Origin of the sequence: Hymenobacter siberiensis (assembly GCF_018967845.1) — a bacterium.
GTDB lineage: Bacteria > Bacteroidota > Bacteroidia > Cytophagales > Hymenobacteraceae > Hymenobacter > Hymenobacter siberiensis.
In genome coordinates this window covers 3,217,895-3,236,317 of sequence record NZ_JAHLZZ010000001.1, presented here as the reverse complement: position 1 = coordinate 3,236,317, position 18,423 = coordinate 3,217,895, and the positions used below count along the sequence as shown (strand labels likewise).

At 63.7% G+C, this 18,423-nt stretch carries 15 protein-coding genes; 11 read left to right on the top strand and 4 right to left on the bottom strand.

From position 1 onward, the window contains the following. Positions 1–61: 61 nt before the first annotated feature. From KQ661_RS14055 to KQ661_RS14040, 4 genes are read right to left on the bottom strand one after another with little or no spacing between them, the layout of a single operon-like run. Entirely contained in the window at positions 62–1,222 is a 1,161-nt protein-coding gene (locus tag KQ661_RS14055) for a glycosyltransferase family 4 protein (RefSeq protein WP_216727306.1), read from the bottom strand. Next, entirely contained in the window at positions 1,219–2,469 is a 1,251-nt protein-coding gene (locus KQ661_RS14050) for a glycosyltransferase family 4 protein (protein ID WP_216726251.1), read from the bottom strand. The genes KQ661_RS14055 and KQ661_RS14050 overlap by 4 nt, the downstream gene beginning before the upstream one ends. Next, positions 2,466–3,197, bottom strand: a complete 732-nt coding sequence (locus tag KQ661_RS14045; RefSeq protein WP_216727305.1) for an acyltransferase — start codon at positions 3,195–3,197, stop codon at positions 2,466–2,468. Before KQ661_RS14045 ends, KQ661_RS14050 begins: the two co-directional genes overlap by 4 nt. A gap of 9 nt (positions 3,198–3,206) precedes the next feature. Then, positions 3,207–5,675, bottom strand: a complete 2,469-nt coding sequence (locus KQ661_RS14040; RefSeq protein WP_216727304.1) for a nucleoside/nucleotide kinase family protein — start codon at positions 5,673–5,675, stop codon at positions 3,207–3,209. Positions 5,676–6,463: 788 nt separating this feature from the next. On the opposite strand from KQ661_RS14040, the gene KQ661_RS14035 reads away from it, so the two are divergent. The 11 genes from KQ661_RS14035 to KQ661_RS13985 are packed head-to-tail and all read left to right on the top strand — an operon-like array spanning position 6,464 to position 18,187. Continuing rightward, positions 6,464–6,838, top strand: a complete 375-nt coding sequence (locus KQ661_RS14035; protein WP_216688919.1) for an Hpt domain-containing protein — start codon at positions 6,464–6,466, stop codon at positions 6,836–6,838. 4 nt (positions 6,839–6,842) lie between these two features. Continuing rightward, positions 6,843–8,072: a glycosyltransferase gene (locus KQ661_RS14030; protein ID WP_216726250.1), complete on the top strand. Its 1,230-nt coding sequence runs from the start codon at positions 6,843–6,845 to the stop codon at positions 8,070–8,072. A 41-nt stretch (positions 8,073–8,113) separates the two neighbouring features. Beyond that, entirely contained in the window at positions 8,114–9,298 is a 1,185-nt protein-coding gene (locus KQ661_RS14025) for a glycosyltransferase family 4 protein (RefSeq protein ID WP_216726249.1), read from the top strand. Between the two features lie 46 nt (positions 9,299–9,344). Then, positions 9,345–9,722 carry a response regulator transcription factor gene (locus tag KQ661_RS14020; protein WP_216727303.1) on the top strand — a complete coding sequence of 126 codons (378 nt, stop codon included), beginning with the start codon at positions 9,345–9,347 and terminating at the stop codon, positions 9,720–9,722. A gap of 12 nt (positions 9,723–9,734) precedes the next feature. Further along, positions 9,735–10,916: a sugar transferase gene (locus tag KQ661_RS14015; protein WP_216727302.1), complete on the top strand. Its 1,182-nt coding sequence runs from the start codon at positions 9,735–9,737 to the stop codon at positions 10,914–10,916. After that, positions 10,916–11,668, top strand: a complete 753-nt coding sequence (locus tag KQ661_RS14010) for a TolC family protein (protein ID WP_235727259.1) — start codon at positions 10,916–10,918, stop codon at positions 11,666–11,668. The genes KQ661_RS14015 and KQ661_RS14010 overlap by 1 nt, the downstream gene beginning before the upstream one ends. After that, positions 11,665–13,812 carry a GumC domain-containing protein gene (locus KQ661_RS14005; RefSeq protein ID WP_216727300.1) on the top strand — a complete coding sequence of 716 codons (2,148 nt, stop codon included), beginning with the start codon at positions 11,665–11,667 and terminating at the stop codon, positions 13,810–13,812. Before KQ661_RS14010 ends, KQ661_RS14005 begins: the two co-directional genes overlap by 4 nt. Positions 13,813–13,864: 52 nt before the next feature. Next, positions 13,865–15,418, top strand: coding sequence for an O-antigen ligase family protein (locus KQ661_RS14000; RefSeq protein WP_216727299.1), 1,554 nt, complete (start codon positions 13,865–13,867; stop codon positions 15,416–15,418). Between the two features lie 36 nt (positions 15,419–15,454). Then, positions 15,455–16,372: a glycosyltransferase family 2 protein gene (locus KQ661_RS13995; RefSeq protein ID WP_216688912.1), complete on the top strand. Its 918-nt coding sequence runs from the start codon at positions 15,455–15,457 to the stop codon at positions 16,370–16,372. After that, positions 16,369–16,998 carry an acyltransferase gene (locus tag KQ661_RS13990; RefSeq protein ID WP_216688911.1) on the top strand — a complete coding sequence of 210 codons (630 nt, stop codon included), beginning with the start codon at positions 16,369–16,371 and terminating at the stop codon, positions 16,996–16,998. The genes KQ661_RS13995 and KQ661_RS13990 overlap by 4 nt, the downstream gene beginning before the upstream one ends. Next, complete coding sequence (locus tag KQ661_RS13985; RefSeq protein WP_216726245.1) at positions 16,991–18,187, top strand: glycosyltransferase; 1,197 nt, start codon at positions 16,991–16,993, stop codon at positions 18,185–18,187. Before KQ661_RS13990 ends, KQ661_RS13985 begins: the two co-directional genes overlap by 8 nt. The last annotated feature ends 236 nt before the right edge of the window (positions 18,188–18,423 follow it).

The following is an 18,423-nucleotide window of genomic DNA, read 5'->3' as shown; positions in this document are numbered from 1 at the left end:
GAGGTAGGTAAAAGGACTTGCGATAGAAAAGCGGGGCCGTGCGGCCCCGGTCAGGCCCCGGTCAGGCCCCGGCCAGCGCGTCCGGGGCCATGGGCACCGGTGTGGGAGCCGGGGCAGTGGCCCCGGGCTGTTCGGCGCGGAACGTGGCGAGCACCTGCCCGGCAAAGCGGCTGGGGGCAAAGCTGGCGGCCCGCTGCCGGGCGGCGGTGGCCATGCGCACGTAGCAGGCGCTGTTGTGGGCCAGCAGCCCCAGGGCCTGCTGCAGGGCCTCCAGGTGCCGGCCATTGATGGCAAAGCCGGTGTGGGTGTGCACGTTCACCTCGGCCACGCCGCCCACGGGCGGCACAATCACAGGCCGGCCGTAACTCATGGCCTCCAGAATGGTCATGCCGAAGGTTTCGACCCATTCATCGGGCCGCGAGAGGTTTAAGACCACGGCGGCGCGCTGGTAGTGCGGGTGCATGTCGTGCGCCGCCGGGAAAAGCGTGAGGTTGTTCGGCACCAAAATCTGGTTCCGGTAGCTGGCCACGGCGGCGGGCGCGGCGTTCAGCACCAGCTCGAACCGCAGCGCGGGCATGGCTCGGGCCAGGGCAACGAATTCGGGAATGCCTTTGTAGTCGCGCAGCGAGCAGGCCATGAGCACCACGAAGGGCTCGGGACTGCGATTGGGCAGGGGCGTCTGGTTGGCTTTGGCAACGAAGGCGGGCGCGAGGGCATTGTGCACCACGGCCTGCCGGGCCACCGGCAGCGCCAGCGCCGTGCGCACATGCTCCGACACGCACAGCACCTGGTGGGCCGTGCGGGCGGCCACTGTGCATAGCAGCCGCCGCAGCAGCGCGGGCCGCAGCGACACTTCGTGCAGGTGGTACACCACCCGCGTGCCCCGGCAGCGGGCCGCCAGCGCCGCCCCGGCCGGCAGCAGGGTGTTCACATACACGGTGCTGTCGGCGGTGGCCAGCCGCAGCACTTTCCAGAACAGCAGCCACTGCACCAGCCCAAAGTTGAGCAGCGTGCGCCACGCGCTGGCCGACCAGCGGTAGGCCAGCGCGTGGGTGGTCACGCCGGGCAGGTCGCTCAGGAACCCCGGTGCGCCGGGCGTGGCCGTGAGCAGGTCGATGGCATAGCCGGCCTCGGCCAGCACTTCCAGCGACTGGCGCAGCACCAGCGGGCTGCCGCTGCGGTCGTTGAGCAGGTGAACGGCGAGGATGTGGGGCTTTTTCATGCGGCTAGCACTTGTTGGTACACGCTGTGAAGCTGGAGGCCGCGCCGCTCCCAGGTGTGGTGCTGCGCCACGTGGCGGCGGGCCAGGTCGGCCTCGGCGGCTTGCAGCAGGGGGGAGTGGTGCAGGCGCGTGAGCTGGGCGGCAAAGTCCTCCACATTGGCCGCGAAGGAGCGGTAGGGCACTTTGAGGGTGGAGGCAGCCGGGGTAAGCTCGCCGGGGCCGTCGTTCTCGTAGCAGAGCACGGGCACGCCGTAGCTCATGGCCTCGGCCACCACCATGCCGGCCCCCTCGTGCGAGGGAAAAAAGAACACCGACGCCTGCTGGTACAGCGTGAGCAGCTCCTCGCGGGCCAGCCAGGGCCGGATTACCACGCAGTCAGTCAGCTGATTATAGGCGAGCAGCTCTTTCAGGCGGCCTTCTTCTGGGCCGCTGCCGATGAGCAGCAGCCGGGCCTCGGCGCGGGTGGCGGCGGGCAGGGCGTGGTAGAATCTGGCGAAGGCCAGAACCACCATGTCAAAGCCCTTGAGCGGCACCATGCGGGCCGCAATCATGGCCGTGAAGCCGGTTTTGACCGTTGTTTCGGCGTTCAGCTCCCCTGCGGTGGCCGGCAAGTCAATGGCCACCGAGGGCATGATTTCAAAAGCCGAAGCGGGGCGGCCCAGGCGGTGGCCGGCGGTCGAGTTCATGCACAGCACGCGGTGGGCGGTGCGGCGCGTCAGCCACAAAAATGGGTCGAGGTGCCAGAAAAAATGTTTCAGGCTGCCAATGAGGCGGTCTTTGCAGAAGGCCACCGCGCCGTAGCGGGCCAAGTGGCTGGCCGGAATGGGCGGGTGGTGCCCGATGGGGCCCCACACCAGCGGCCGGCCCAGCAGCCAGAGGAAGCTGGGCGTCCAGTCGTTGTGGAAGTTGAGGTTGTGCACCACGTCCACGGCCGGGCGGCGGGCGCGCAGCCACAGCGCCAGGCCCAGCTGCCACATGTAGAAGTAGATTAGCGAGAGCAGCGGGCCTTTTTTCCACCAGCGCGTCCAGGCGGGCAGGTCGAAGTAGAGAAACTCGACGCGGGCGGCCTGGGCGGCCACGGCGGGGTTTTCGGCCAGGTAGCGCACGATGTGCGGGCCGTTGTTGCGGCGCGTCACGGCCACCACTTTCTGGAAGCGGGCGGCCTGGAGGATGAAATTCCAGCCCATGCCGTCTTCCGAGCCTTTGTAGGGATTGACGGCGTAGGCGGTGATTAATACGGTGTTCATGCGAGTGCGTTGATTAATTCTGCGGCGGCGGTTTCGGCTGGTTCGCGGTAGGCGATGATGCGGGCCGGCACGCCTGCTACCACGCAGCCGGCCGGCACCGGGCGCGTGACCACGGCTCCGGCGGCCACCACGCAGCCTGCGCCAATGGTCACACCGTCGAGTACGGTTACTTTGCTGCCAATCCAGCAGTTGGCCCCGATGCTGATGCCCTGGCGAACCACGCCCTGCAGGCGGATGAGCGTGTCGAACTCGGCGTGCCTGTGGTTTTCGGGGTGGCAGCTGAAGTACTGGCCGATGATGCAGTCGTCGCCGATGCTGAGGCCGCCGCCGCCGCCCAGGTAGGCAAACTCGCCGATGCCCACCCGGCTGCCCACCCGGATAAACCGGCCCGGCTCGCTGAGCGAAGTCGAGACAATGACCTGACTGAAAGCGCCGATGCTCACGTTGTCGCCCAGTGTCAGCCCATCAGTACCCAGGCCGCTGAAGCGTACGTTATCGCCCGTTTTCAGGAACTTCCCAAAGCGAATGAGCCCCAGGTACTGAAACCGGACGCCCTGGCCCAGCATGGCCCCGCCCGATGCCCGTCCGCGCAGCCACAGTTGGCTGCCGCGCAGCAGGCTCAGGGCCGTCTGGAAGCCGAAGCCCAGCAGTACGGCGGTGCTCACGCTGGGGTGCAGGGCAAAGTGCGGGTTGCGCCGGCGCACCCATTTTTCGAGGAGAGATTTCATGGTGGCCGCTTAAATTTCCTGCTGGATGTACTGGCCAATCAGGGCCAGCGTGGTGTCTAAATCCTGGTTTTCGATGGGCACATAGCGGGAGTCGCGGTAGCGGGCTCCAAGTTGCCCAAACAGTATTTTGTACTGCTGCGTGAGCTGGGTGATGGTGCTGGCTGAAAGCTCCTGCTTGCGGCGCAGAATCTCCTGCGGGTCGGCGTAGAGAAAGAAGTTGAGCCGGGGCTTATTCACGAGGGCGTAGAGCGCCTGTGTGAGGCGGACGGGCAGGTCGATGTTGCTGCGCCGGCCGTCGTTGATGAAGTCGAAATAATACCGGTCGTAGAGCACGACGTGGCCGCGCCGGGTGTGCCTGAGCCAGATGACGGCCTGGCCAAAAACATAATCGACATAGTAGTAGGCAAAGCGTGCCAGCGAAGAGCCCAGGCCGTAGTTCTGCCCCTGGCGGGGAAGGTTCTGCACGCTGCGCGCCTCGGCACCCTGCTTGCCATACTTCCAGGCGCTGATGATGGGCAGCACCGACGGACGGTGGCGGATGACCACCACGCGCTTGCGCCACTTCTTTTCGAGCCGCTCCTTCACGTGCTCAATCACCGTGGACTTGCCCGCGCCATCGACCCCGCTGAAGGTGATGATGAGGCCGCCCGGCCGCCCAAACTCCACCGCCGTGCTCAGCAGGTAGCGCAGGCCGCGCGCCCAGCGGTGGAGCCGGCGGTTGACCGGGGCCTGGCGCAAGGTGAAGGCCAAATGCTCGGCCTTGGCCGGCACGTACACGCTGGCTTCGGCCAGGCTGTGGAAGGTGAGGCCGTAGGCGGCGGTGAGGTGGGCCAGCAGCGCCGCCTGCTGCCCGGCGGCCAGCTGCTGGAAGTGCCGCAAGTGGTTCAGCGGCAAGTTGCTCTGGTTGAGCCAGTAAAACAGCCAGGTGTACACAAAATCGTCGCGCAGGCTGGGTACGGGCACGCCGGCCACGGCCCGCTCGGCCTGGCTCAGCACAGCCTCGGTATCGAGCAGGCGCAGCTCCATGCGCTCGAGCTGGTGCAGCAAGTCGACGGACAGCAGGGAGCCGTCTAGGAACAAGCAATCGACGGACTGCATGTGCGCGGCCGGCCGCAGCACCGCCGATTGCGCCAGCGGATAATGGCGCAGGAAGTGCACGCCCGCTTCCATATCGGCTTCCTCCAGCAGCAGGTCGAGGTCGGAAGATGGGGCGGGGTAGTAGGCGTTGGCGGCGCGGGGCTTGAGCACCACGCCCGGCCGGGTCAGCAGCTGCACGAAGTCGAGCAGGTCGAAAATGGCCAGCTGGCGGTGCTCCATCGTGGGGGCCAGCTCCAGGGTGAGCAGGGCATTCCAGCCGTTCAGCAGCCAGCTCACCTGCGGGTGCCAGGCCGTTTGGGCGTGGTAGAGCAGCGCTCCGGTTGCCACCTGGTGCAGCAGATACAGCTGCCAGGCCACGCCCAGCTCGGCCGCCGGCACCGTGGCAAAGTGCAGCTGGGCCGTGGTCAGCGCCTGTGTCCGGATATCAACCGCCGACCGGTGCGTGGTGAGCAGGGCCTGCTGCACCTCAAAATGGAACAGGTCGTAGAGCAGCGAGGCCTCGGGCAGGGCCAGCTCTAGGTCGTAGATGGCCAGCTTCTCGGGCCCCAGCCAGCAGTTCCAGGGCGTGAAGTCGCCGTGGGCAAAACCGACCGAGATTTCCTGGTTGGGGTCGAGGGTTGCGAGCAGGTGCTGGAGTTTGGTGCGCAAGCCGAAGGGCACCCGCGTTTCGCTCAGCTCCTGCAGCTCGGCTACCTGCCCGGCAATGCTTTCCCAGCAGTTGCTGGCGGCCAGGGGCTGCCGCGTGCCCGTGGTGGCCAGCAGCTCCTGGAGGCAGCTGGCGTGGGCCGGCCCGAAGCGCGTGGCGCGCCGCGCGCCGGGCACCTGCACGCTGCTTTGCAGCAGATGGCCGGGCTCGTAGTCGAGCACCCGGGGCAGGTCGAACCCGGTGAAGCCGCGCTGGTTCAGGTCGAGCAGGGTAGTGGTTTCGGCCTGCACTTTTTCGGCCGCAACGGGGCCCAGCGGCAGCTTGGCAAACACCAGCTGGCCGGGGGCTAATGCGTAGCAGCATACCGCCTTGCGGTTGGGGCCGGGCGTGCCGGTAAACAAGGCGAAATCGGCCCGGGGCCACACCTGCTGGCCGGTTGCCGCAAACCGGCCCGGCAAACGCCGAAAAAACACCCCCTGCAGCCGGCAGAAGAACACCAGCTGCACGAAGGCGCTAAATAGCCGCGCCTTGGGCGACGCCGCATTATACAGCTCTAGGAACAGGGGCTGCCGCAGGGTGGTGGGCCACAGCCAGCGCAGGCTGCCGTCGGGGTTGGGGCAGCTCCGCAGGCGCACCCCGCCAGTGGCTACCGGAGCGTAGCCCAGGCGGGCCAGCAGCGCGGGCAAATCGGCCGGGTTGGTAGTGTGGTCGGAAACGGGTAGCGAATGAGTCATGCCAGCCCCAGGGCGAATGGGGTGCCAAAGAAAATATAATTTTTAAATAATTGAATATTAATGCTTTATTAATGGTGCTCTTGGCCTTATCTCCACCTCGTGGAGTGGCTTTCCAGCATCTGGAGTGGTAGTCTGGCGCGCTTCTTTTGCAACAAAGCAGGATGGGAAAGGCGGGCCTGACGATGGCGGACCTCATGCGATAGCAGATGAGTGCAACAGGGGAGCCCTGAAGCGGGACCAGAAACGCGTGCGTTTCAGACGGCTTTTTTGCGGGTGGGCAGCCTGCTGTTGGCGGCGAGGTGTCGGTGGTGAAATCTGGGGATTATTAATTTTCGAAGCCCGGTTGGAGCGGTGCCTGGTCAACGAGTGTTGCCCCAACCGGGCTTGAGCGTGCTGTCTTCCCGGTTCTGTTATTGATACGTTACCACTCCGTGGCTGCCGGTCAACGGTCTGCCATGTGGGTTTGGTAAGCTGTGCGACCACTACTCGCAGCAAAGCGAGGATGCCAATTGCCCACACTCCAGATGTTGGATGCTTACTCTATAAGGTGGAGTGTTTGCAGGGCTTGTTTATTTATAATTAATTGATTTTGAAATATATATTAAATAAAAATCTTTTGGCACCCCATTAGCTTTGCAGCCGGTAACCCAGGCCCGATGCTTCAGACCGGGGCAGGCGTTGGCTGCCCGCCCCAGGCACTTTCTCTTGGTATATCCCCCTCACTACTACAGCTGAACATGCAAACCCAGGCCCTCTTCCAAACCGCTCCCCCGAACCCTGGTCATCTTATGGCTGCTGAAATAATGCCCCCGGCAGCGCGGCCGCTATATGATTTTTCCGGGCTGGGTAAGCTGGCTAATAACTCCGCGTTTGTGCGGGAAATGCAGTCGATGTTTGTGAACCAGGTGCCCGGGCAGATTGCGCAGCTCAAAGCTACTATCGAAGGTGAGGACTGGGTGACCATTGCCTACCATGCCCACAGCCTGAAATCCACCTTCGGCAACCTGCGCATCGAGCCCAGCACCGGCCTGCTGAAAGAGATGGAGCGCATTGCCTTCCAGCACCGCGACAAGCTGGAGCTGCTAGCCATTCTGCAGGTGGTGGCCACGACGACCGACGTGGTGGTGCGGCTTTTTGAACAGGAGCTGCGCCTGGCGGCCTAACCGTATGAACCAGGAAAACATCATCATGCTGTGCCAGCAGGACTGGGACCTGAAGCTGGGGACCAACGCCCGCAACCTGGCCCGGGAGTTTGCCCGGCACAACAGGGTGCTATACGTAAATATGCCCCTGGATGTCAGTGCATTGGTGTTGGGTTTTCGGCGGCCGGCGGTGCGCCAGCGCTTTCGGGTGCTGCTGGGTTGGGCCCAGGGGCTTACTTACGTCGAACCCAACGTGTGGCTGTGCACCCCCGATTGCCTGGTGCTTTCCATCAACTGGCTGACCTCGGCCCGCTTGTTTTCGATGGGTAATAAGCTGAACGCGTGGCTGCTGGCACGTAGCATTCGCAAAGCTGCCCGCACCCTGGGCTTCGATGCGCCCTACCTGTTGCAGGACGGCCTCATCTTCCAGGGCACCGAGTTGAGGCGGCTCCTCAAGCCTCGTAAGTTCATTTATTACCTGCGCGACTACATGGTGACGGTGCCGTATTTCCGGCGGCACGGGCCGGCGGCGGAGGCGCGGCTGTTGCAGCAGGCCGACGTGGTGGCGGCCAACTCGGCCTACCTGACCGACTACGCCCACCAGGCCAACCCGCACAGCTACGACATCGGTCAGGGCTGCGTGCTGGCCCTGTACCAGGCCGAAACCTGGCACGAAGTGCCCGCCGACCTGGCCGCTGTGCCGCTGCCCCGCATCGGCTACACCGGGTTTCTGACCACCGTGCGGCTCGACCTGGAATTGCTGCTGGCCCTGGCCCGCAAGCGCCCCGACTACCACTTGGTGCTGGTGGGCCCCGAGGACGCGGACTTCCGGCAAAGCGCCCTGCACGAGCTACCCAACGTGCATTTTCTGGGCAATAAAACGCCCGCGCAGCTGCCGGCCTACGTGCAGCATTTCGATGTGTGCATCAATCCGCAGGCCGTGAACGACGTGACCCAGGGCAATTACCCGCTCAAAATTGATGAGTACTTGGCCATGGGCCGGCCCGTGGTGGCCACCCGCACCCGCACCATGGAAGTGTTTGCCGACTACGCCTACCTGGCGGGCAACCAGTACGAATGGCTGGCCCAGCTGGCGCAGGTGCTGGTAGCGCCCGACCCCGGGCGCGCCGCCCGTGGCGTGGCCCTGGCCCAAAGTCATACCTGGGCGGCCAGCGTGGCCAAGCTCTACGCCGCCGTGCGGGCCGTGAGCCCGGCCCCGGCGGCGCTGGTGCCGGCCCTGGCCCCGGCGCGCTAACCAATCTTTCCCCAACGCTTACCACCTCCCCCTACCCCCTTATGCCACGCAAAATACGAGTACTGGAAACCATTCGGCAGGGGCAGATTGGGGGCGGCGAAACGCACGTCCTGGACTTGGTGCATGCCCTGGATAAGTCGCAGTTTGAGCCCGTGGTGCTCTCGTTCACGCCCGGCCCCATGATTGACCGGCTCATGGCCATGGGTGTCAGAACCCACGTCATCCACACCGAGCGGCCCTTCAACGTTGCCACCTGGCGGCGGGTAAAACGGCTGCTGCGCGAGGAGCGGATTGACCTGGTGCACGCACACGGTACGCGGGCGCATTCCAACACCTTTTGGGCCGCTAAGCAGCTGGGCCTGCCCGTTATCTACACGGTGCACGGCTGGTCGTTTCACCTCGACCAGAAGCCGCTGGTCCGCAAAGCCTATCAGCTGGCCGAAAAGCTGCTGATGCGGCAGGCCGGAACCACCATCTGCGTATCGGAAAGCAACCGGCGCGATGGTCTGGAATTCAGCGATATGCGCCACGCCGTGGTCATCAAAAATGGCATCAACCTGCACCGCTTCAACCCCAGCCTGCGTACCTACAACGTGCGCGCCGAGCTGGGCATTGCCGCCGACGTGGTGCTGGTGGGCTACATCGCCCGCATGACGGCGCAGAAGGACCCGTTCACCATGCTGCGGGCCGTGGCAGCCCTGCCGGCGGGCCTCAACGTGAAGTTTTTGCTGGTGGGCAACGGCGACCTGAAGGCCGGGGCGCAGCAGCTGGCCCGGGAGCTGGGCATTGAAGCGAAGGTCATTTTTACCGACTTCCGCCAGGACATTCCCGACGTGCTGCAGGCGCTGGATATCTACTGTTTGCCTTCGCTGTGGGAAGGCCTGCCCATTGGCATTCTGGAGGCGATGGCGATGGGTAAACCAGTTATTGCCAGCACTATTGAGGCCACCAAGGAAATTGTTGAGCACGGCGTGAACGGGCTGCTCGTGCCCGTTAAAGCGCCCGAGCTGCTGGCCGCTGCCATCCAGCGGCTGGTCGCCAGCCAGGAGCTGCGCCGCACGCTGGGCGCGCACGCCTACCAGACCATTCAGGCGGGCTTCACGGCCGAGGCCATGACCCGGCAGGTCGAGCAGCTCTACCACCAGCAGGTGCCGCGCAGCACGGCGGCACCCCGCAAACTGCGCCACCACCCGGTAGCGGAGCTGGCCATCGAATACCAGCAGTAACCCCGGGCGGGCCGGCCAATCCTCGATTTTCTAAAGTTAAATCAGCATGAAAAAAACCTTACTGGTCGTCGACGACGAGCCTACTATCCAACGTATCCTGAAGCGCTACTTTGAGGATGAGTACTTGGTAGTGCCGCAGCCTAACGGCCAGGCCGCAATGCAATGGCTGGACGACGGCAACGACGTGGACGCCATTGTGGCCGACTACGAGATGCCCGTGATGAACGGCCCGGCCTTTATTAAGCGCCTGCGAACCAGTATTTTGCACCGGCACGTTCCCCTCATCATGCTTTCGGGCAAGGAAGAAAGTAGTAGCAAAATCCAGTGCCTGCGCCACGGGGCCGACGACTACATGGTGAAGCCCTTCAACCCCGAAGAGCTGGCCCTGCGCCTGAAAAACATGATGCGCAAGCTCAGCTTTTAAGCCCCGCGACTCATGACCAAGGCCCTAAAAACCGTCGTTTACCTCTCGGCCGATGCTGCGGAAGCGGCTCGCTTTCAGCAGACCTACGCCGACGACCTGGCGGTGCTGCACATCGACAGCGCCGCCCGCATGGTAGCCCTGTGCCAGCAGCCCGAACGCGCTTTTGAGGCCATCATCGACGTCGCGCCCCTCACCTCCCGCCTGGGGCTGGAGCTGATGCGGCTGCTGAAAAAGGAGCTGGCCGTGGCGTGCCCCATTTTCTGGCTGGCCAACGCCGACCTGATTCCGGCCGCCCGGGCACTGCTGCTGGGCATTGCGGAGGTATTGCCCCCGAATATGGCCCGCAAGGAGCTGCTGGCGCGCATTTATTTCGTGAACCGGCCCGCCGCGCCCGAAGCGGCCAGCCAGTATGCCTTCCGCAAAACGCCGGGCAAGCGGGCCTTCGACATAGTGTGCGCCGCCACGGCGCTGGTGCTGCTTTCGCCACTGCTGCTGGTGGTGGCCGCGCTGGTGCGGCTCGAATCGAAGGGCCCGGTGTTTTACTTTTCGTACCGGGTGGGCACGGGTTATAAGGTGTTTAAATTCTGGAAGTTCCGCTCGATGCGCCCGGATGCCGACCAGCTGCTGGCCTCGATGAAAAACCTGAACCAGTACGCTGCGGCCCCGGCTGCGGCCCCGGCTGCGGCCCCGGCTGCGGCCCCGGCTGGGCTGTGCGCGGCCTGCGTGCTTGGCGGCACGGGCCGGTGCCAAAGCCTGCTCTTCAACGACACGGGCACGGCGATTTGCGAGAAGCAGTACTGGCTCGATAAAAAGGTGCAGGGCGGCGCGGCCTTCGTGAAAATTGCCAACGACCCACGCATTACCCGCGTGGGGCATTTCATCCGCAATACCAGCATTGACGAGCTGCCGCAGCTCTGGAACGTGCTGCGCGGCGATATGGCCATTGTGGGCAACCGTCCGCTGCCGCTGTATGAGGCCGAAAAGCTGATGACGGACCAGTTTGCGGCCCGGTTTATTGCGCCGGCGGGCATCACGGGCCTGTGGCAGGTGATGAAGCGCGGCAAGGGCGGCACAATGTCGGAAGACGAGCGCAAAAGCCTTGATAATGAGTATGCCCAGCATCATTCGTTGCGCAAAGACCTGGAGATTCTACTGCGCACCATTCCGGCGCTGTTCCAAAAGGAGAACGTGTGATGAAGGTACTCGTGCTGCTGTTGCTGGGCCTGCTGGGGCTGGTGCTGCCGGGCCTGGGCCAGGCAGCCGCACCACTGCCGGAGGCGTGGCAAGCCACTTTTTTTGAGGCTCCGGCGGTGGCGCTGCCGCTGCTGGTGGCGGCAGCCGTGCAGCACTCGGCCGCGCTCGAAGCCATCAAAACCGACCAGCGCATTACGCACGAAGACCTACAAATGGCCCGCAAGGCCATTCTGAGCAGTATTATACTCTCAAATAATTTCGGCTACGGCAACATTGCCAGCGTGACCGTGGCCGACCAAAGCCTGCTGCCCAATGTCGGCACCACTTCGTCGCATACGCACTATTCCACGGCCATCAACCTGAACCTGCCGCTGGACCGGCTCCTGAGCCGGCGCAACCAGATAAACCGGCAGCAGCTGCAATGCCAGAAGCTGGAGCACTTGCAGCAGGCCCAGGAAGACGGCCTGCGCCAGTCTATCATTGAGCTGTACCAGACCGTGCTGCTCGACCGCAAAGTGCTGGCCCTGCGCCAGCAGGCCTACTACTCGGCCCAGGTAAACTATCAGCTGGCCGAGAAGCAGTTCAAAGCCGGCGAAATGCTGCTTGGCGAGGTGTCGCAGCTGAATGACCGATACATCAACGCCGCCATCGAGCAGCAAAATGCTCACAGCCGGTACGAAACTGCCTTCATGGTCCTCGAAGAATTCGTCGGCGGCAAAATCTCCGTCCTGATGACCGCCACCGCTAAATGAGTCCCACCGATATCCTGCGCCTCCTGTTGAAAAACTGGAAACTGCTGCTCGCGGTGCCGTTGGCGCTGGGCGGCTCGCTGTTTTATTTTACCCGCCATGAGGCCAAATCCTACGCTTCGGAAACCACTATTTACACGGGCATTGCCTCGGGCTATTCGCTCACGGGCAACTCGGAAAGCGACTATTTCCGGACCAGCAACGCCTTCGATAACCTGCTCTCGCTGATAAAATCGCGCGAAACCAAGGAGCATGCCGCCTGCTACCTGCTGGCCAGCCACCTGCAATTGAAAGAGCTGGATGCCAATCAATTGAGCTGGGCCTCGCTCTCGCGGATGCGGGCGCTGCTGCCGGCCGCGCTGCGCCGGCAGCTCACCGGCCCCACGCTGGCCGCTACCCAGCGCAACGTGACGGCCTACGCCAGCGCCAACGATACCAACGAGCTGTACCGCCTGCTGAACTCGCACGACCCTGTGTACTCGGTGGAGGCACTGGGTAAGGTGAATGCCACCCGTATCAACAGCAGCGACCTGATAAAGCTGGAGCTGGAAACCGAGGACGCCGCCATTTGCCGGGCCACGCTGGCGCTTACCACGCAGGTATTTCTGGCCGAGTACCGCAGCCTGCGCATGAGCCAGACGGCCGTCGTAATCCGCTATTACAAGGTGGAAGCCGAAAAGGCCCTGAAGCGTTTGAACGATGCGGAAGAGAAATTCCTGGTTTTCAACCGCGACAACAACATCATCAACTATTACGAGCAGACGAAGTACATCGCCGGCGAACGGGAGTACCTGTACTCCGACATCAACAAGATTGAGATGCAGTACGCAGGGGCCCTGGCCGCCCTGGCGGCCGTGGACAAGAAGCTGGCCGGCCGGGGCGCGTCGCTGCTCAGCAGTGCCGAATTGCTGCGCCAGCGCAAGCACCTGGAAAACCTCAATACGGAAATAGCTAACCAGCAGCTGTTTGCCCGGCAGCAGGAAACTGATGCCGCCCCGCGCACTCAGCAATTGCAGGTGCAGGCCGCCGAAACCGTGCTGGCCATCCGCACCACCCTCAACGACCATTATGCCCAGCTCAACTCCGTGGAGGGCATTCCCAGTAAGGGCCTGCTCGATGAATGGGTGAAAAACATGCTGGAAGCCACCGAAAACAAGGCCAAGCTGGAGGTGATGGGCCGCCGCAAGGGCGAGTTTATGGCAGAATATCACAAAATGGCCCCCCTCGGGGCCATGCTCAAGCGCATCGAGCGGGAAATCGACCTGACCCAGAAAACCTATTTCGCCCTGTTCACCAGCCTCAACGACAGCAAGGCCTCGCAGCAAAACAATGAGCTGACCACCAATCTCAAGATTGTGGCGCCGCCTTTTCTGCCCTCGCAGGCCAGGGGCGGCAAGCGCCTGGTGCTGGTGGCGGGCGGGGCGTTTGGCGGCTTTTTCTTCGTGGCGGCCACCCTGCTGGGCATGGGTCTGCTGGATAAATCGCTGCGGATGCCCTCGGTGGCGCAGGCGCAAACCGGCCTGCCGGTGCTGGGCCTGCTCCCGGCGCACCCCATCCACCCCTTCAAAAAAACCAAAAAGCCCGCCAAAGCCCCCAAGCCCCGCGACCACAGCTACGAGCACGCCGCCGCCGAGCACCTGGCCCGGCAAGTGCTGCGCCGGGTGAGCGCCGCGCCCGCCCGGCCCTTTGTGGCCGGCGTGCTGAGCCCGTTGCGCCAAGAGGGTAAAACCACTGTCGTTCAGTCATTGGCCCAAAGCTGCAATGCCGGCGGCCTGCCCACGCTGGCCCTCTACCCCGAAGGCACCGACGCCGGCCCGGCCAACGACTACACCCGCTACTACTCGCCCGCGCAAGCCACCCTGCACCGCTGGAACCTGGCCGAGCTCACCCAGCCCCGCGCCGCCGATGTGCAGCTGGTGCTCATCGAATTCCCGGCCCTGCTCGAAGCCACCTACCCCGTCACCCTGCTCCCGGAATTGAGCCTGGTATTGCTTACCCTCAAAGCCAGCCGCAGCTGGAAACTCACCGACCAGCAAGCCGTGGCCGACCTCCGCGCCGCCACCGCCGCGCCGGTCGAAATCGTGCTCTGCGGCGTGGCCCGCTATGATAGTACGGACTTGGTTATTCCAGCCGCGAAAGAGGCCTGAAAGCAGAATGCGCTGCACAACGGTCAATTAAGCTAGCCTTCCCCAATCCCCCATGAAATCCCTGTCCCTCCCCATATCCTTCAGCCCCGCCCTGGGCAGCCTGCTGCTGCTGCCGGGGGCCGTGCTGCTGGCGTTGGGCACCGGCTGGCTGGCTAGTCGGATGGGTATTATGATACCCGGCCTGCTGGTGGGCCTGCCCATTGCGGTGTTGTGTCTGGCGCTGCTGTTTCAGCATCCGAGGCTGGGCGTGGTGGCTTTCATTGGGTATTGCTTTTTGGTGATGACCATCAACCGGCACCTGAAGGGCGCGCCGTTTGGGCTGGGCATGGATGCTATTCTGGTGCTGGTGTGGCTGGCCGTTATCTTCCACCGCAACCGGGAAGTGGCCGACTGGTCGCGGGTGAACAACGACCTGTGCAAGCTGGGGCTGGCCTGGTTCGTCATCACGGTGCTCGAAATAGTGAACCCCGCCGGGGCCAGCATTCTGGGCTGGTATTATGAGATGCGCGGCACCACGTTCTACTGGTTTTTGAGCGTGCCGCTGGCCATGATGCTGTTTTACCGGGCCAAAGACCTCAAGCTTTTCCTGACGCTGGTCATCTTCTTTTCGGTGGCTGGGGCGCTTTATGGGCTCAAGCAAAAGGCCTTCGGGCCGGATGCGGCCGAGCAATTCTGGCTCGATTCGGGCGCGGCCAAAACGCACATCCTGTTTGGGGTGCTGCGGGTGTTTTCGTACTACAGCGAGGCGGCGCAGTTCGGGGCTTCGCAGGCGCACATCTGCGTGGTGTGCCTGGTGCTGGCGCTGGGCCCGTTCAAGTGGTGGAAGCGGGTGATTTTTGGTCTTGCCAGCGCCCTCTGCCTGGAAGGCATGCTGATTTCGGGTACGCGCGGGGCCATGTTCGTGCTCATCGCGGGCGTGTTTATGTACCTCGTGCTCAGCAAGCAGGTGAAGGTGCTGGTGCTGGGCGGCGCGCTGGCCGTGGGCGCGTTTGGTGTGCTCAAGTATACCACCATCGGCAACGCCAGCCCCAGCGTGGCCCGCATGCGCACCTCTCTCGACCCCAACGACCCCTCGCTGCAAGTGCGCTTGCGCAACCAGGCCCGGCTGCGCGAGTACCTGGGGCCCCGGCCTTTCGGCGGCGGCGTGGGTGTGATTGGCATGTGGGGCGAGAAGTACAACGCCGATAAATACCTTTCCACCATTGCGCCCGACAGCTATTTCGTGAAAGTGTGGGCCATGTACGGCATCGTGGGCTTCCTCATCTGGTTCGGCATGATGCTCTACATCCTGGGCAAAAGCTGCGGCATCGTCTGGCGCATCCGCGACCCGCTGCTGCGGCAAAAGCTGCTGGCCCTCACGGCCGGGTTCATGGGCATTCTGATGGGCAGCTACGGCAACGAAGTCATGAATCAGATGCCCTCGGCCATGATTGTGTACATCGGCTGGGCCTTCGTTTTTCTGGGGCCGGCACTGGATAAGGGATATGCAGAGCGTGATGCTGAACAGCCCGTCATGCAGAGCGCAGCGAAGCATCTCGCGTGCAATGGTGACTCAATTAGTAGAATTAGTGGCAGCACGCGAGATGCTTCGCTGCGCTCTGCATGACGGCTTTTTACCCGACATCACTCCCACTTCCTCCCTATGCAGCCGCTCGTTTCCATCATCACCGTCAACTACAACCAGCCCGGCATCACCTGCGAGCTACTGGCCTCGCTGCGGCTGCTGACCTATTCCAACTACGAAGTGATTGTGGTCGATAACGGCTCGCCTACGGAGGACCCCGCGCCCATTGCCGCGCGGTTTCCGGAGGTGCAGCTCATCCGCTCGGCGCAAAACCGGGGCTTCGCGGGGGGCAACAACCTGGGCGTGGCAGCGGCTCGGGGCAAGTACGTTTTCTTCCTCAACAACGACACCGAAGTGGCCCCCGGCTTGCTGGAACCGCTGGTGGCACTGTTCGAAACCAACCCGCACGCCGGCATTGCTTCCCCCAAAATCCGCTATTACCATTCCGCCGGTCTCATCCAGTACGCCGGCTGCGCGGGCATAAACCCCTGGACTGGCCGGGGCCACACCATTGGCAGTCAGGAGCCAGATGCGGGCCAGCACAACGGCTCCTTCGCCACCGGCCTGGCCCACGGCGCGGCCATGATGCTGCCCATGCGCGTCATCCGCGAGGTGGGGCTGATGCCGGAGCTGTACTTCCTCTACTACGAGGAGCACGACTGGTGCCAGATGGTGCGGCGCGCCGGCTACGAATGCCATTACGTGGGCGCGGCCACGGTTTTGCACAAGGAATCGGTGTCGGTGGGCAAGACTTCGGTGCTCAAAACCCACTACATGTACCGCAACCGGCTGCTGTTTATGCGCCGCAACGTGCGGGGCTGGCAGCTCTGGAGCGGGGTGCTGTTTTTCCTGCTGGTGGCTGTGCCTAGGCATTCGCTCACCTTCCTGCTCAGTGCCCGGCACGACCACCTGCGGGCCCTGTGGCGCGGCCTGCGCTGGCACTTGCAGCCGCACAATGTTCATCACAACCACTTTCTTTCCGTCCGAACGCCATGACTGTGGTATCTGACTTTCGGCCGCTGCTGGTGCAGCGGCTGGCCCTGCTCCAGCAGCAGCAACCCGGCTTGAGCAAGCTGGGCCTGGCTTTCGGCGTGGTGCGCGACCTCGGCGCGGGCCTGCTGAAGATGGCGGCGGCCCGCTTCTACCTGAATAATACCCAGCTCGGCAAGCGGGTCTCGGTGAAGGGCCGGCCGCTGTTTCGCAACGCGGGCCGCGTCATTCTGGGCGACCAGGTACGCATATGGTCTGATATTCAGCGGGCTAAAATCTTCGTGAGCCGGGGCGCTACCCTGCGCGTGGGCGACAATTCACGCATCAACGGCGCGCATATTTCCGTCAGCATCGGGGTGGATATCGGCCGCAACGTCCGCATCGGGCCCAATGTCGTCATCATGGACGACGATTTTCACGATGCCGCCAGCCACTTTTCGGCCGGTAAAACCGGGGCCATCCGCATTCACGACAACGTCTGGATTGCCATGGGCGCCATGGTCCTCAAGGGCGTGACGATAGGAGAGGGGGCGGCCGTGGCCGCCGGCGCAGTGGTCACCAAAGACGTGGCACCCTACACGCTGGTAGGCGGCGTGCCGGCTAAACCCATCAAAAACCTGCGGCATGAATAGCCTGCTTTTCTGGGCCGGCCTGCCGCTGTACGTGGCCGCCGCCTACTTGCTGCTGAACGTGGTATACCTACTGGCTTTCGCGCTGGCGGGGCACCTGCCCGCCCGCCCGCGCCCTGCCCGCGCCGCAAGCGGCCCGCCGCGCCGCATGTGCGTGCTAATGCCCGCCTACCACGCCGATGCCGTGATTCGGGAAACCGCCCCCGCCGCCCTGGCCCACGCTTATGCCGTTCCCGTCGATGTCTGCGTTATCGCCGACGGCCTGCAAGCCAATACGGTAGCAGCGCTGAAGGCTGAGGGCGTGAACGTGGTCGAAGTCAACTTCGCCCAAAGCACCAAGGGCAAGGCCTTGCTCGTCGCCCTCACCGCCCTGCCCGCCGACCAGTACGACGTGGCCGTAATTCTGGACGTGGACAATGTGATGGGGGCTGATTTCCTGACGCAGGTGAACAACGCTTTCGCGGCCGGCTACCGGGTGGTGCAGGGCCACCGCACCGCCAAAAACCTGGACTCGCCGTTTGCCGTGCTCGATGCCTGCAACGAGGAAATCAACAACCACATTTTCCGGTTGGGCCACGCCCGGCTGGGTATGTCGCCGTCGCTCATCGGCTCGGGCATGGCCTTTGAATACGACTACCTCAAACGCCTACTGCAGGACATCGGCGACACGCCCGGCGAGGACAAGGAGCTGGACTTTCGCATCCTGCGCGACCGGGTGAAAATTGCCTACCTGCCGGCCGCGTTGGTCTACGACGAAAAGATTGGCAGCGCCGCTGTGTTCGGCACCCAGCGCACCCGCTGGATGGCCGCCCAGTGGGAATTCCTTGGGAAGTATTCCGGCGAGGGTTTCCGGCAGCTAGGGCGCGGCAACTGGGAGTTTTTCGACAAAATAGTGCAGACTGCCCTGCTGCCCCGGGTGCTGCTGCTGGGCCTGCTCACCCTGCTAGTGCTCATATCGTGGGTGCTGCCTTTTGGCCCCACGCCGGGGTTCTGGGCGGCGCTGCTGGGCGGCACGGGCGCGGCGCTGCTGCTGGCGCTGCCCCGCCGCCTCTACAGCCGGCAGGTGGCGCGAGCCGCCGCGCACCTGCCGGTGGCGCTGGGGGCCATGGCGCTGGCGCTGCTCCAACTCAAAAAAGCCAAAACGTCCTTCCTGCCTACGCCGCACGCTGCCAAAGCCAGCAGCGTCCTCTAGCCCGCCTCATGCCCTGGGACATCATCGCCCTGCCCGCCCTGCTTTGCCTCGGCTATGGCTTCTGGAAAGGCCTGCGTGCTAGTGAGAACGCGTAACCCCGGTCTGACCGTCCCAGGCGGTCTGACCGGTTGCCGCCAGCACGTTCCGCTAAACAACTACGGCAACCGGTCGCATAAACAACGACAACCGGTCTGACCGCCTGGGGCGGTCAGACCGGGGTTACGCCTCCCGCTATC

Coding starts and splice junctions, on each gene's coding strand:
- KQ661_RS14055 (WP_216727306.1), bottom strand. CDS start 1,222: ATGAAAAAGCCCCACATCCTCGCCGTTCACCTGCTCAACGACCGCAGC.
- KQ661_RS14050 (WP_216726251.1), bottom strand. CDS start 2,469: ATGAACACCGTATTAATCACCGCCTACGCCGTCAATCCCTACAAAGGC.
- KQ661_RS14045 (WP_216727305.1), bottom strand. CDS start 3,197: ATGAAATCTCTCCTCGAAAAATGGGTGCGCCGGCGCAACCCGCACTTT.
- KQ661_RS14040 (WP_216727304.1), bottom strand. CDS start 5,675: ATGACTCATTCGCTACCCGTTTCCGACCACACTACCAACCCGGCCGAT.
- KQ661_RS14035 (WP_216688919.1), top strand. CDS start 6,464: ATGGCTGCTGAAATAATGCCCCCGGCAGCGCGGCCGCTATATGATTTT.
- KQ661_RS14030 (WP_216726250.1), top strand. CDS start 6,843: ATGAACCAGGAAAACATCATCATGCTGTGCCAGCAGGACTGGGACCTG.
- KQ661_RS14025 (WP_216726249.1), top strand. CDS start 8,114: ATGCCACGCAAAATACGAGTACTGGAAACCATTCGGCAGGGGCAGATT.
- KQ661_RS14020 (WP_216727303.1), top strand. CDS start 9,345: ATGAAAAAAACCTTACTGGTCGTCGACGACGAGCCTACTATCCAACGT.
- KQ661_RS14015 (WP_216727302.1), top strand. CDS start 9,735: ATGACCAAGGCCCTAAAAACCGTCGTTTACCTCTCGGCCGATGCTGCG.
- KQ661_RS14010 (WP_235727259.1), top strand. CDS start 10,916: ATGAAGGTACTCGTGCTGCTGTTGCTGGGCCTGCTGGGGCTGGTGCTG.
- KQ661_RS14005 (WP_216727300.1), top strand. CDS start 11,665: ATGAGTCCCACCGATATCCTGCGCCTCCTGTTGAAAAACTGGAAACTG.
- KQ661_RS14000 (WP_216727299.1), top strand. CDS start 13,865: ATGAAATCCCTGTCCCTCCCCATATCCTTCAGCCCCGCCCTGGGCAGC.
- KQ661_RS13995 (WP_216688912.1), top strand. CDS start 15,455: ATGCAGCCGCTCGTTTCCATCATCACCGTCAACTACAACCAGCCCGGC.
- KQ661_RS13990 (WP_216688911.1), top strand. CDS start 16,369: ATGACTGTGGTATCTGACTTTCGGCCGCTGCTGGTGCAGCGGCTGGCC.
- KQ661_RS13985 (WP_216726245.1), top strand. CDS start 16,991: ATGAATAGCCTGCTTTTCTGGGCCGGCCTGCCGCTGTACGTGGCCGCC.